The sequence below is a fragment of the Halocella sp. SP3-1 genome (assembly GCF_003953885.1).
Taxonomy (GTDB): Bacteria; Bacillota; Halanaerobiia; order Halanaerobiales; family DTU029; genus Iocasia; species Iocasia fonsfrigidae.
This window is the reverse complement of record NZ_CP032760.1, coordinates 3,957,679-3,970,746: the sequence shown is the minus strand read 5'-3', so window position 1 is coordinate 3,970,746 and position 13,068 is coordinate 3,957,679. Positions and strand designations below refer to the sequence as shown.

The window sequence follows — 13,068 nt, the reverse complement described above, 5'->3', positions numbered from 1 at the left end:
TATGAACCTGATATTATTGGGTTTGCCTGGTGCCGGAAAAGGAACACAGGCTAAATTGATTAGCCGTGAGACCGGCCTGCCTCATATTGCGACTGGTGATATTTTTAGGCGGTTAATTGATGAGGGAACACCATTAGGGAAAAAGGCTAAGCAATATATAGATAGAGGGGAACTCGTTCCTGATGAAGATACTATTAAAATGGTTAAAAAATATCTTCTAGAACTTGATTTGGCTAAGGGCTTTATTCTCGATGGTTTTCCCAGAACCCTACAACAGGCTAAGGCACTTACAGATTTTTTAAATGGAGCAGGTAAGAAACTAGATTTTGCAATATATATTAAGGTTGCCAGTAATCGTCTGGTTAAAAGACTGTCTGGTAGAAGGGTTTGTCTTGAATGTGGTGCTTCCTATCATTTAGAATTTAATCCGCCTTTAAAAGAGGGTATTTGTGATAAATGTGGAAGTAAGCTAATACAGCGTAGTGATGATCAAGAAGAAACAATAAGGCATAGGATACAAGCACACGCTAAAAGGTTAAAGAAGCTTATTGATTATTACCGTAAAAGGGATATATTAGTGACCGTTCAGGGCGATAGTATAGATGGGGTGTTTGAACAGATAAAAGAAAAAATAGAGGTGGATTTATAAATGATTGTCCTGAAGTCTCCCAGAGAGATTAATATAATGCGCCAGGCTAATCAGATAGTTGCTGAAACTCATCATTTCCTTAAGGAAATGATAGTTGTTGGCATTACAACTGCTGAGATAGATAGGCTTGGTGAGGAGTTTATTAGAAACAAAGGTGCAGTTCCATCATTTAAAGGGTATAGGGGGTATCCGGCATCTGTTTGCGTCTCAATCAATGAAGAGGTAGTACATGGTATTCCCAGTAAAAAAAGGTGTGTTGAAGATGGGGATCTGCTCAGCCTGGATATTGGTGCTTTTTATGAAGGATTTCATGGTGATGCTGCCCGTTCATTTGGGGTAGGTAAGATTAGTAATCAGGCCAGAGAACTGATTGAGGTTACAGAGCAGTCCTTTTTTCAAGGGATAGAAAAGGCCTATCCTGGAAATAGGTTAACTGATATATCAAATCAAATTCAAAAATTTGTTGAAGGAAAGGGATTTTCGGTTGTCCGGGATTATGTGGGACACGGTATAGGTAGAGAGATGCATGAATCCCCGCAGATACCCAATTTTGGTTCCCCGGGTCGAGGGCCTTTACTCAAAAAAGGCATGACATTGGCGATAGAACCCATGGTAAATGTGGGTACATTTCGTGTTAAAACACTTGTTGACAAGTGGACTGTAGTAACTGAAGACAGGAAATTATCAGCTCATTATGAAAATACTATTGTTATTACAGATAATGGTCCGGAAATCCTTAGTAAAGTATAGAAACAGGGATTGAACTGGATATCAATAATGTGATATAATATCCAGTGGTCTTTAAGTAAATGGAGTTGAAGTTATGAGTTCTCGATTTGAATTGGGTGACCTGGTTATTTCAACAGCTGGTAGAGATGAAGGTAAATATTATCTAGTAGTTAAAATTGTTGATGAAGACTATATACAGGTTTCTGATGGGGATAAGAAAAGAATTGAAAACCCTAAACGTAAGAATATTAAACATGTGAGACCAGCAGGATATCATTTTGAAGAAATTTCTATATGGTTATTAGAAGGAAAACGCGTCCGGAATGAGGACATAAAAAAGGCGATTAAAGATTATCAGAAAAATGAGGAGGCTAAATGACTATATGGCAAAAGAGGAACCTATTGAAGTTCAGGGAACGGTTGTAGAACCACTTCCTAATGCAATGTTCAGGGTTGAGCTTGACAATGGTCATAAGGTTTTGGCCCATGTTTCAGGGAAAATGAGGATGAATTTCATCCGGATCTTACCAGGTGATAAGGTTACAGTGGAATTGTCTCCCTATGACCTAAGCCGGGGGAGAATCACTTATCGTCATAAGGCCAAATAATAATATAAAGATTAAGGGGTGATAGAGGTGAAGGTTAGGCCATCAGTTAAACCTATCTGTGATAAATGTAAAATAATCAGGCGGAAAGGTAAAGTAATGGTAATCTGTGAAAACCCCAAGCATAAACAACGTCAAGGATAATAAATGGAGGTGAACTAATTTGGCACGTATAGAAGGTGTAGATCTTCCAAGAAATAAAAGGGTAGTAATCGGGTTGACTTATATTTATGGGATAGGCCGTTCTACTGCTAATAAAATAATTGAGGCCACTGGTGTTAATGCTGATACCAGGGTGAAAGACCTGACTGAAGCTGAGATAGCTAAACTCAGGGAAGAAATAGATAAATATCAGGTTGAAGGAGAGCTGAGACGTGAAGTGCGGGGCAATATAAAACGTTTGATGGATATTGGTAGTTATCGTGGGCTTCGCCACAGGAGAGGGCTGCCAGTACGCGGACAACGTACTAAGACAAATGCCCGTACACGTAAAGGGCCTAAAAAGACTGTTGGAATCAGGAGAAAGGCTGAATAATTGAGGAGGAGGTAAATAGATGGCTAAGGCAAAGAAAAGGGCTAAAAAGAGTAAGAAAAAGATTAAACGTAATATTGATAAAGGTCAGGCCCATATCAGGTCTACTTTTAATAATACAATTATTAGTATTACTGATGATAAGGGAAATGTAGTTGCCTGGTCAAGTTCTGGTAAGGTTGGTTATGAAGGTTCACGAAAGAGTACTCCTTTTGCAGCTCAGATTGCTGCAGAAGATGCCGCCCAACAGGCAGTAGACCAGGGGGTTAAGGAGATAGAGATCTTTGTTAAGGGACCAGGCTCAGGTAGAGAATCAGCTATTAGGTCTCTTCAGGCAGCAGGTTTAAATGTTACCCTTATAAAGGATATTACTCCTATTCCTCATAATGGATGTCGTCCACCTAAAAGACGCAGAGTTTAAAATACTATAAAACTGTTTATAATGTAAATGGAGGTGCAAATAAATGGCAAGATATAGGGGTTCTGTTTGTAGATTATGTCGCCGTGAAGGTGAGAAACTATATCTTAAAGGGGAACGTTGTTATACTGATAAATGTGCAATTGAACGCCGCGCTTATCCCCCTGGAGAACATGGTCAGGGTCGAATTAAATTATCTGAATATGGTCTTCAGCTAAGAGAAAAACAAAAAGTAAGAAGGATTTATGGTATATTAGAAAAGCAATATGGGAATTACTTTGTAAAAGCTGAGAATATGCCGGGAGTTACTGGTGAAAACTTTTTACAGTTATTAGAAAGAAGACTGGATAATACTGTTTATCGGATGGGTTTTGCTACATCACGTAATGAAGCAAGACAATTTGTCCTTCATGGACATATACTGGTAAATGGTAAGAAGGTAAATATTCCTTCATATCAGGTTGATGTTGATGATGTAATTGCTGTTAAGGATGCGAGTCGTAAAGGCAAGAGATTTAAAGATGTATTTGAATTCAACTCTGAAATTACCACACCAGATTGGTTAAGTGTTAACCTTGAAAAGGCAGAGGGAAAGGTTGTTTCACTCCCTACAAGGGAAGATATAGATTATCCTGTTGAAGAACACTTAATTGTAGAGTTTTATTCCAGGTAATCAGCGGAGTGAAATTGCTGTATTTGTTAAGATATTTTGTCCTTCTAAAAGGAGGGTATCGCGTTAATGATAGAAATAGAAAAGCCTCGTGTAGAGATAGTTGAAAGTGACAAAAAGGTAGGCAAATTTGAGGTTGCTCCACTGGAAAGGGGTTATGGTACTACCCTTGGCAATTCCTTGAGAAGAATACTTCTTTCTTCTCTCCCTGGAGCAGCTATTACATCAGTAAAGTTTGATGGAGTGAGACATGAATTTTCTACTGTACCAGGTGTAGTAGAAGATGTATCAGAAATAATCCTTAATTTAAAAGAGGTTGTTATTAAGTATACTGGTAATGGGATTGAGAAAATCACTCTTAATGTAGAGGGTGAGGGTGAGGTTACTGCCGGTGATTTTAAAACATCTGGTGATCTGGAGATAATTAATAAGGATCATCATATTGCTACCTTATCTGAAGATGGTAGTTTAGTCCTGGAAGCTACTGTTGAAAGGGGTAGGGGGTATGTTACTGCTGAGGAGAATCAGGAACATTTTGATAAAATTATTGGCCTGATTCCTATTGATTCCTCTTTCAGTCCAATTGAAAGAGCTAATTTTAAGGTTGAAAATACCAGGGTTGGTCAGGTGACTGATTACGATAGACTGGTATTAGAGGTGATCACCAATGGCAGTATTTCACCTGAAGATGCAGTAAGTCTTTCTTCTAAAATTATGACTGAACATCTTGAACTCTTTATTAATTTGACAGATGAAGTAAATGATGTTGAAATAATGGTAGAAAAAGAAGAAGAAGAAAAGGATAAGATTTTTGATACTACTATTGAAGAACTTGAATTGTCTGTTCGTTCTTCTAATTGTCTTAAACGTGCTGGTATTAATACAGTAGGGGAATTGACCAGTAAGACAGAAGATGACCTGATGAAGGTCAGAAATCTTGGAAAAAAATCATTACTAGAGATTAAAGAAAAATTAACAGAGCTTGAACTAGATTTAAAGGAACCAGAAATTTAAAAGGAGGGATGATATATGCCTCAGCGTAAATTAGGTAAAACAACTCCACATCGTAAGGCGATGTTTAATAATCTGCTGACTGATTTTTTTAGACATGAACGCCTGGAGACTACACTGCCCAAGGCTAAGGAATTAAGACCAATGGCTGAAAAGATGATTACAACAGCCCAGAAGAATGATCTAAGTTCCCGCCGTAAGGTATTAAAACGTATCAAAGATAAAGAAATTGTTCAGAGATTGTTTGATGAAATTGCTCCCAGGTTTTCTGATCGGCCAGGGGGATATACCAGAATACTTAAGATGTATCCCCGGAGGGGCGATGCCAGTGAAAAGGCGATTATTGAACTGGTAGAATAGGAATGCAGGTGTTATTAAGATGGGATTGTTAGAAGTAAAAGGGGTAGATTTTGTATATAGTCAACTGGAAGAACCGGCCTTATATGATATTAATTTATCAATAGAGGCTGGTGAATTTGTTGCTGTAATTGGTGGGAATGGTTCTGGAAAATCTACCCTTGCTAAATTATTAAATGTTTTATTGCTGCCTACAGCAGGAGAGATTATAGTAGATGGATTAAATACCCGTGCTGAAGAAAACCGTTTAAAGATCCGTCAGAGGGTTGGAATGGTATTCCAGAATCCAGATAATCAATTGATTGCTACTATGGTAGAAGATGATATTGCCTTTGGCCCAGAAAATCTGGGGATACCTGCAGCCGAGATCAGGAAGCGTATCAACAATTCCCTTGAAATGGTGGGTATGTCAGGGTATGAAAAAAAAGCCCCTCATAAATTATCAGGTGGCCAAAAACAAAGGATTGCTATAGCTGGTATCATAGCTATGGAACCATCCTGTATAGTCCTTGATGAACCTACAGCAATGCTTGATCCTCAGGGGCGCAAAGAGGTCATGGATACTATTACTTTTTTAAATAAAGAAAAGGGTATTACTATCATTCATATTACACATTTTATGGAAGAAGCAATCAAGGCTGATCGGGTAGTTGTGATGAACCAGGGTTCTATCTTTAGAGAAGGTAGACCGAGAGAGATTTTTAAGGATATTGAGGGATTAAAAAAGATTAATTTGGATGTGCCGGTAGTTGTTGAACTATCACATGGTTTAAGGACAAAAGGAATTAAGCTGCCGGAGGTACTGTCAATAGATGAGTTGGTGAGTAATTTATGTTCATAAAGGTGGAAAATGTAACACACATCTATAAACAGGGAGATAAACATAAGGCCCTGGATAAAGTGAATTTAAGCATTCAGGACAATGAGTTTATCGGTTTGATTGGACATACTGGTTCAGGAAAATCAACATTAGTACAGTTGTTAAATGGATTAATAAAACCTACTACTGGTAGTGTTGTAGTAGATGGACAGGATATTACTAAGGAAAAGATTAATTTAAAAGAGATCAGGCGTAAGATTGGTCTGGTTTTTCAGTATCCAGAACATCAACTTTTTGAAGAAACAGTTTATGATGATATTGCTTTTGGACCTCGTAACCTGGGTTTAAGTAATAAAGAAATTCAGGAAAGGGTTGAAGAGGCAATGAAACTGGTGGGACTTGATTTTGCTGCTTTCAAAACGCGTTCTCCCTTTAATTTAAGTGGGGGGCAGCAGAGAAAGGTTGCTTTTGCCGGGGTTTTGGCCATGAAGCCACAGGCCTTGATTCTTGATGAACCATCTGCTGGTCTGGATCCCCAGGGTAGGGAACAATTAATCAATCTATTAAATCACTTATATAATCAGTATGATATGACGATTATATTAATATCACACCGTATGGAAGAGATAGCTAGACTCAGCAGCAGGGTGCTTGTGATGAATCAAGGTAGGATTGCCCTTGACGGTTCTCCCCAGGAAGTCTTTGGACAGGTTGAAAAAATAAGGAGACTGGCTCTTGATCTACCGGAAATCACAGAGATACTCTGGCGCTTAAAACAAAAGGGGAAAGGTGTCAGGACAAATATTTTTACAATGTCTGAAGCCATTAGTGAGATTTCACGGGAAATGAGGGGAATTAGCTGATGTTAAAAGACATTACAGTAGGCCAATATATACCAGGTGATTCTCCTGTTCATAGTCTGGATTCACGTATTAAGATAATAATTACTATTTTACTTATAACAGCACTTTTTTTTATTAATCAGTTCCTTGGTTTTGGGATTTTTTTTGTTTTTATTATCTTTGTTATTTTTTTATCACGTCTGCCAGCTATGCGTGTTATTAAGGGATTAAAGCCGATATTCTTTTTGATTATACTGACATTCCTACTCCATATTTTTTTAACTAAAGGTGGACGTGTTATCTGGGAATGGCGTTTTATTAGTATTGAAGAAGAAGGGTTATTTACAGGTTTATTTATGGTGAGCCGTATATTACTATTGATAATGTTTACTTCACTTTTGACCCTGACTACCTCACCCTTACAGCTTACTGATGGTATTGAGTATTTATTAAATCCCTTGAAGAGATTTGGTGTTCCTGCAGGAGAATTAGCTATGATGATGACAATTGCTTTAAGGTTTATTCCCACTCTATTAGAAGAGGCTGAAAAGATAATGAAGGCACAGATGGCCCGGGGTGCTGACTTTGAAAGTGGTAATATAATTCAAAGGGCTAAAAATCTGATTCCATTACTGGTTCCACTTTTTATTAGTGCTTTCAGGCGGGCTGATGACCTTGCTCTTGCTATGGAATCGCGTTGTTACCATGGTGGTGAAGGAAGAACACGATTACACCAGTTACAGATAAAACCCAATGATATTATTGCGCTTATTATTTCAATTCTCATGGGAATAGGTATCAGTTTCTTTTAGTGTGTGTTCGAAAAGGTATAAATAGGGGATTATATATCCCTGAACGAAGTTAAGGTGTTACCGTTGAGTGAAGGGATATATAATCCCCGGTGGTATATACTGATACTTTTCGAACAGACTCTCTTAGCTTTATTTAGGTGGTATTTATGAAAAGGAATATCAAAATAACTCTGGAATATGATGGAACTAATTATAGTGGCTGGCAGAAACAGAAAAATACCACTAAAACAATACAGGGGGTACTTGAGAAGAGTCTTAGCAAGATAAATAAAGGACCGGTAGGCTTAACTGCTGCTGGTCGTACTGATGCAGGGGTTCATGCCCTTGGCCAGGTAGCCAATTTTTTTATTAATGTCAATATACCAACTGATAGAATTCCCAGGGCTTTAAATCGATTAATACCAGCTGATATTTCCTGTAAGATAGCTGAGGAGGTTGAACCTGAGTTTCATGCTCGTTATGATGCTAAAGGGAAAAAATATCGTTATAGAATCTATAATCAAAGAAGGGCCTCTGTTTTTAATAGAAATTATGTATATCATTATATTCATCCCCTGGATTATCAATTAATGTTAGAGGCGGCTCGATATTTTGAAGGGACTCATGATTTTGTTTCTTTTCAGTCAGCAGGGAGTTCTATGCAGGATACAGTTAGAACGATTGAATTACTTGAAGTCATAAATAAAGAAACTGAGATTTGGGTTGAGATAATAGGAAATGGTTTTCTTTATAATATGGTCAGAATTATAGTAGGTACATTAATTGAAATAGGAACAGGCAAAATACCATATAATAAGGTAAAAGAGATAATTGAGTCAGGTAAAAGAGAGAAGGCAGGTTTTACAGCACCTGCCCAGGGCTTGACACTCCTGGAAGTTTTTTATTAATTGATTTCTTCTTTAATTACCTTGACAATTACTCTGTCCTGTAATACAATTTATTTTGGATATCTCTGTTATACTGCCCCGTTACAAACATTTATATAAATTTAAAAGAAGGTTATTAAGTTAAAAAGGAGGGATAATAGTGTCTACATTTATGGCAAAACCTGATCAAGTAGAACGCAAATGGTATCTGGTAGATGCAAGTGATAAAACTCTGGGACGCCTGGCTACCAAGGTTGCCGATATTTTAAGGGGAAAACATAAACCAAGTTTTACACCTCATATAGATACTGGTGATTTTGTTATTATTATAAATGCAGAGAAGATCAAACTGACAGGTAAGAAATGGGATCAAAAGAAATATTACCGTCATAGTGGTTATCCTGGTGGAATAAAGGAGACTACTTATAAAGATTTAGTAAAGAAAAAACCAGAGTTAATTATTGAAAAAGCCGTTAAAGGAATGATACCCCATAATAAACTGGGGAGACAGGTCGTAAAAAAATTAAAGGTCTATGCAGGGTCAGAACACCCTCATCAGGCCCAGCAACCTGAAGAATTGGAATTATAGAGAGGAGGAAGATTAAATGGCTGCCGAAGTACAGTACTGGGGAACTGGTCGCCGGAAGAAATCAATTGCCCGGGTTAGATTAGTTCCAGGAAGCGGCAAGATCATTGTAAATGATAAAGATATAAATGATTATTTTGGCCGTGATACACTAATTAAAGACCTTAAATCTCCACTGGAGTTAACAAAAACTCTGAACACATTAGATGTACTTGTAAATGTAGAGGGTGGGGGTTTATCAGGCCAGGCCGGGGCAATTAGACATGGTATTGCCAGGGCTTTATTAAAGGTTGATCAGGATTATCGCCAACCACTTAAAAAGGCCGGTTATCTCACAAGAGACCCGCGGATGAAGGAAAGAAGAAAATACGGTCTCAAGAAAGCGCGTAAGGCTCCACAGTTTTCCAAGAGGTAAAATTCAAATACACAAGCAGATTTCAAAAGAGAGGGGAGTATTCCTCTCTTTTTTTAAATTATACATCCATGCAAGAGGAAATTTTTAATATATTATTTTACATAAAAAACAAGACTTAACTTTATTTTTTTTGGCTAAGTATGTATAATAATATATAATAGTTATAATTAATCAAAGTTTGTGTATTTACATAGAGCATAGGTGAAAACACTAAAGGAAGGGTGATATGTTTGGAATTAAAGTATGATTTAAGTAAAGATAGACCTGAATTTCCGAAGCGTGCAGTTATAACAGCAGGAATGCCTTATGGGAATAAAGAGCTTCATTTTGGACATATAGGAGGAGTCTTTATACATGCTGATTTTTTAGCACGTTTTTTGCGAGATCGTATCGGTAAAGAAAATGTAATCTTTGTTTCTGGAACTGATTGTTATGGTTCACCAATAGTGGAAGATTATCGTCAATCAGTAAGTGACGGATCTTTTGAGGGTAGCATTGAAGATTATGTACGTTCAAATCATCAGTCTCAAAAAGAGGCTTTGGAATCATATTACATTGCTACTAATCTTTTTGCGGCTTCCAGTATAGGACGTGCTGGAGAGATTCATCAGCAGTATTCCTATAATTTCATTAAAACACTGTATGAGAATGGACATCTTAAAAAAATAACAACATCTCAATTTTATGACCCTGAACATGAGGTGTTTCTTAATGGACGTCAGGTTGTTGGACAATGCCCGATTGATGGTTGTCAATCTGAAAAGGCTTATGCAGATGAATGTTCATTAGGCCATCAGTATATGGAGAAGGATTTGATTAACCCTAAGAGCACTCTGTCAGGAAAGAAACCGGAAATGAGGGCTGTAACTAACTGGTATTTTAAACTTGAGGAATTTCAGGAACTGCTTCGAGAGTGGGTTGAAGGGCTAAAAGAAAACCCTGGTGCCAGGCACTTTATGATCAAAAGTATTGAAGAATTTCTGGAACCACCAGTTATTTATGTAAAGAATGAATATCTTGAAGTGCTCAATAAAATAGAAGATAAGTTACCAGATTTCACTTTAGAAGATGATGAAAACAAGTCATCTTTTGAGCTTGTTTTTGACAAACTTGAAGACCGGGAAAAAGCCTGTTCTATCCTGGCTGAAAATGCTGTGCAATTTCGTAATGGGAAAACCCTGGTGCCTTTCAGATTAACAGGTAATATTGAGTGGGGAGTAGATGCCCCTACCCTGGAAGGACTGGATGATTTGACTGTCTGGGTCTGGCCGGAATCATTATGGGCTCCGATTTCCTTTACACAGAACTATCTAGAAAAGGAGAATAAGGATAAAAACAAATGGAAGGAATGGTGGTGTTCTAAAGGGGCAAAGGTTTATCAGTTTATTGGAGAAGATAATGTATATTTCTATGGTCCTGCGGAAATGGCCATGTTTATGGGGCAGGGTGATAATCCTTCTGTAGAACCGCCAGAAGGTGAGCTGCAATTACCGGACTTAATAGCTAACAACCATCTTCTTTTCCTGGATAAAAAAGCCAGTAGCAGTGGGAAGGTTAAACCACCTATGGCCAAAGATTTACTTGATTACTACACAGCAGAGCAGTTAAGGGCTCATTTCTTAAGCTTTGGACTCGGTATTAAGAGTGTAGGATTTAAACCTAAACCATTAAACCCTAAGGGTGGAAGCCATGGTGATCCTGTTCTTAAAGAGGGCAATCTGTTGTCAAATGTCTTTAACCATATCGTTCGCTCCTGTTTCTATACTATGCAGAAATTTAATGATGGCAAACTACCTATAGGTGAGGTCAGCCAGGAGGTACTGAATGAAGCAAAAGAAATTATCTTTGAATATGAAAAAGCAGTCTACAGTTATGAGTTCCATCAAGTTATGAGTCTCATGGATAACTATATTCGCGGTATCAATAAATACTGGTCAAAGAAATATAAAGAATATAAAGATCAAGATGATAAGAGTATCCTATTACAGCTTTTTATTGATGGTTTTCATATGCTGCGAACAGCTACTGTTTTAATGCATCCTGTTGCTCCAAAAGGGACAGAGATGATACTTGAATACTTAAATCTTGATGAAGCAGACGACTTCTGGAACTGGGAGCGGATTTTTGAACCTGTATATGCCTTTATGGATAATCCAGAAGAACATGAATTTAAATTCCTGGAACGAAGAGTAGATTTCTTTGAAAAACACCCAAGTCAGTATAAATAGTAGATAAAATACCAGGTAAGATTCTATTTTCTCTGCCTGGTATTTTTATATTAAGCCTGGGTGGCGGAACCATTTTGTTCAGATAATTCCCACTTAAAGGATAAATATAATAATTAGAGAATTATAACCATAAGATAAAATAAATAGATAATAGTACAAGGGGGTAAGACATTATGGGTATTCTAATGGCAGGTTTATCTCCACACCCTCCGTTGATCATACCTGAAATCGGAGGAGAGAGACGGGAAGGGATTAGCAAGACAATTAATAGCCTTGAAGAACTGGCTGAAGAGGTTAAGGATTGTCAGCCAGATGTCTTGATAACAATTAGTCCACATGGTCCAGTTTTTACAGATGCTATAAGTATTCTGGATCAGGAGCACCTTGCTGGTGATTTTTCTGAGTTTGGCTGTTCAGAAGTGAAATTAGAAACGTCTACAGATCGGGATTTAATTCAGGAGATTAGAGAATCTTCAGAGATTAATAATATTGAGGTTTTAACGCTAAGTTCTGCTGAGTTAGAAATTTATAATTATCAAGGTTTACTTGATCATGGGGTTCTTATCCCCCTTTATTTTATCCAGCAGGCTGGTCTGGATGTTCCTTTAGTACCTATTACTATGGGTTTAATGGAATATGATACTCTTTACAGTTTTGGTAGGATTATTCAGCAAGTAGTCGATAAACTGGGCCAGAAGGCGGTTATTATTGCCAGTGGTGATCTCTCACACCGCTTAAAACCCGGTGCACCCGCTGGATTTAATCCGCGAGGAGAAGAGTTTGACAGAAAAATTGTAGAAATATTAGCTAATGAGAACTTTTCAAAAGCCCTTAAAATAGAGAAAGGTTTAATAGATAAAGCCGGAGAGTGTGGTCTGCGTCCTTTAATTATTATGTTAGGGGCTCTTGATGGCCTTTCTTTTAAAACTGAAGTTAAGTCATATGAAGGCACTTTTGGTGTAGGATATGCTGTTGTTGGCTTTTATCCAGGGGGTGATAGGCAATGAAAGAAAAAAGGGATAAATATGTAGAGTTGGCCAGGCAGACCATCAATGATTTTGTTATTGATAGGAGGAAAAGAACCCCTGACTACCCATTAGATAAGGGGTTTGTAAGGCAGGCAGCTGTTTTTGTTTCTTTGAAAAAGGATGGTCAATTACGCGGTTGTATTGGTACAATTGAACCGTGTTATGAGAATATTGCCCAGGAAATTATTAATAATGCTATTAGTGCCTGTAGTCAGGACCCCAGGTTTAATCCTGTAGTAGAAGGAGAATTACCTTATTTAGATATAACTGTTGATGTATTAAGTAAACCTGAAAAAGTAAATAAGTCTTCAGAGCTGGATCCTGATAAATATGGTGTAATAGTAGAAAACGGGGTTAGGAATGGTGTATTGCTTCCTGCTCTGCCGGGAATTAGTGATTTTTCACAACAACTAGAGATAGCCAGGAAGAAAGCAGGAATTTTACCAGATGAAGAAATGGAAATATACCGTTTTAAAGTTAATAGACATAAGTAAAGGAGA

General features: G+C 37.6%; 19 protein-coding genes. All 19 read left to right on the top strand.

Going from position 1 to position 13,068, the window contains the following annotated elements; translation table 11 throughout:
• The first annotated feature begins 1 nt into the window (after position 1).
• The 19 genes from D7D81_RS19010 to amrA all read left to right on the top strand — a co-directional run bounded on the left by D7D81_RS19010 (position 2) and on the right by amrA (position 13,062).
• The gene (locus tag D7D81_RS19010) at positions 2-649 is read left to right on the top strand and encodes an adenylate kinase (RefSeq protein WP_125991681.1); all 648 of its coding nucleotides are present in this window, start codon (positions 2-4) and stop codon (positions 647-649) included.
• Positions 650-1,399: a type I methionyl aminopeptidase gene (gene map, locus D7D81_RS19005; protein ID WP_125991679.1), complete on the top strand. Its 750-nt coding sequence runs from the start codon at positions 650-652 to the stop codon at positions 1,397-1,399.
• Positions 1,400-1,472: 73 nt separating this feature from the next.
• Positions 1,473-1,757, top strand: a complete 285-nt coding sequence (locus tag D7D81_RS19000) for a KOW domain-containing RNA-binding protein (RefSeq protein ID WP_125991677.1) — start codon at positions 1,473-1,475, stop codon at positions 1,755-1,757.
• A gap of 4 nt (positions 1,758-1,761) precedes the next feature.
• Positions 1,762-1,986 carry a translation initiation factor IF-1 gene (gene infA / locus D7D81_RS18995; protein WP_125991675.1) on the top strand — a complete coding sequence of 75 codons (225 nt, stop codon included), beginning with the start codon at positions 1,762-1,764 and terminating at the stop codon, positions 1,984-1,986.
• 27 nt (positions 1,987-2,013) lie between these two features.
• On the top strand, positions 2,014-2,127 hold the full coding sequence (rpmJ, locus tag D7D81_RS18990) for a 50S ribosomal protein L36 (protein WP_125991673.1): 114 nt from the start codon (positions 2,014-2,016) through the stop codon (positions 2,125-2,127).
• A 19-nt stretch (positions 2,128-2,146) separates the two neighbouring features.
• Entirely contained in the window at positions 2,147-2,518 is a 372-nt protein-coding gene (rpsM, locus tag D7D81_RS18985) for a 30S ribosomal protein S13 (protein WP_125991671.1), read from the top strand.
• A gap of 19 nt (positions 2,519-2,537) precedes the next feature.
• Positions 2,538-2,936: a 30S ribosomal protein S11 gene (rpsK, locus tag D7D81_RS18980; RefSeq protein ID WP_125991669.1), complete on the top strand. Its 399-nt coding sequence runs from the start codon at positions 2,538-2,540 to the stop codon at positions 2,934-2,936.
• Between the two features lie 43 nt (positions 2,937-2,979).
• Entirely contained in the window at positions 2,980-3,606 is a 627-nt protein-coding gene (rpsD, locus tag D7D81_RS18975; protein ID WP_125991667.1) for a 30S ribosomal protein S4, read from the top strand.
• Positions 3,607-3,672: 66 nt separating this feature from the next.
• The gene (locus D7D81_RS18970; protein ID WP_125991665.1) at positions 3,673-4,617 is read left to right on the top strand and encodes a DNA-directed RNA polymerase subunit alpha; all 945 of its coding nucleotides are present in this window, start codon (positions 3,673-3,675) and stop codon (positions 4,615-4,617) included.
• A gap of 15 nt (positions 4,618-4,632) precedes the next feature.
• Positions 4,633-4,974, top strand: coding sequence for a 50S ribosomal protein L17 (rplQ, locus tag D7D81_RS18965; protein ID WP_125991663.1), 342 nt, complete (start codon positions 4,633-4,635; stop codon positions 4,972-4,974).
• Between the two features lie 19 nt (positions 4,975-4,993).
• Positions 4,994-5,812: an energy-coupling factor transporter ATPase gene (locus D7D81_RS18960; protein ID WP_125991661.1), complete on the top strand. Its 819-nt coding sequence runs from the start codon at positions 4,994-4,996 to the stop codon at positions 5,810-5,812.
• Positions 5,803-6,654: an energy-coupling factor transporter ATPase gene (locus tag D7D81_RS18955; RefSeq protein WP_125991659.1), complete on the top strand. Its 852-nt coding sequence runs from the start codon at positions 5,803-5,805 to the stop codon at positions 6,652-6,654. Before D7D81_RS18960 ends, D7D81_RS18955 begins: the two co-directional genes overlap by 10 nt.
• Positions 6,654-7,445, top strand: coding sequence for an energy-coupling factor transporter transmembrane component T family protein (locus D7D81_RS18950; protein ID WP_125991657.1), 792 nt, complete (start codon positions 6,654-6,656; stop codon positions 7,443-7,445). The genes D7D81_RS18955 and D7D81_RS18950 overlap by 1 nt, the downstream gene beginning before the upstream one ends.
• A 146-nt stretch (positions 7,446-7,591) precedes the next feature.
• Positions 7,592-8,332, top strand: a complete 741-nt coding sequence (gene truA / locus D7D81_RS18945; RefSeq protein ID WP_125991655.1) for a tRNA pseudouridine(38-40) synthase TruA — start codon at positions 7,592-7,594, stop codon at positions 8,330-8,332.
• A 139-nt stretch (positions 8,333-8,471) separates the two neighbouring features.
• Complete coding sequence (gene rplM / locus D7D81_RS18940) at positions 8,472-8,900, top strand: 50S ribosomal protein L13 (protein ID WP_125991654.1); 429 nt, start codon at positions 8,472-8,474, stop codon at positions 8,898-8,900.
• Positions 8,901-8,916: 16 nt separating this feature from the next.
• The gene (gene rpsI / locus D7D81_RS18935; protein WP_125991652.1) at positions 8,917-9,312 is read left to right on the top strand and encodes a 30S ribosomal protein S9; all 396 of its coding nucleotides are present in this window, start codon (positions 8,917-8,919) and stop codon (positions 9,310-9,312) included.
• A gap of 299 nt (positions 9,313-9,611) precedes the next feature.
• Positions 9,612-11,540, top strand: coding sequence for a class I tRNA ligase family protein (locus tag D7D81_RS18930; RefSeq protein WP_125992398.1), 1,929 nt, complete (start codon positions 9,612-9,614; stop codon positions 11,538-11,540).
• 173 nt (positions 11,541-11,713) lie between these two features.
• On the top strand, positions 11,714-12,547 hold the full coding sequence (gene amrB, locus D7D81_RS18925; protein ID WP_125991650.1) for an AmmeMemoRadiSam system protein B: 834 nt from the start codon (positions 11,714-11,716) through the stop codon (positions 12,545-12,547).
• Positions 12,544-13,062, top strand: a complete 519-nt coding sequence (gene amrA, locus D7D81_RS18920) for an AmmeMemoRadiSam system protein A (protein ID WP_125991648.1) — start codon at positions 12,544-12,546, stop codon at positions 13,060-13,062. Before amrB ends, amrA begins: the two co-directional genes overlap by 4 nt.
• The last annotated feature ends 6 nt before the right edge of the window (positions 13,063-13,068 follow it).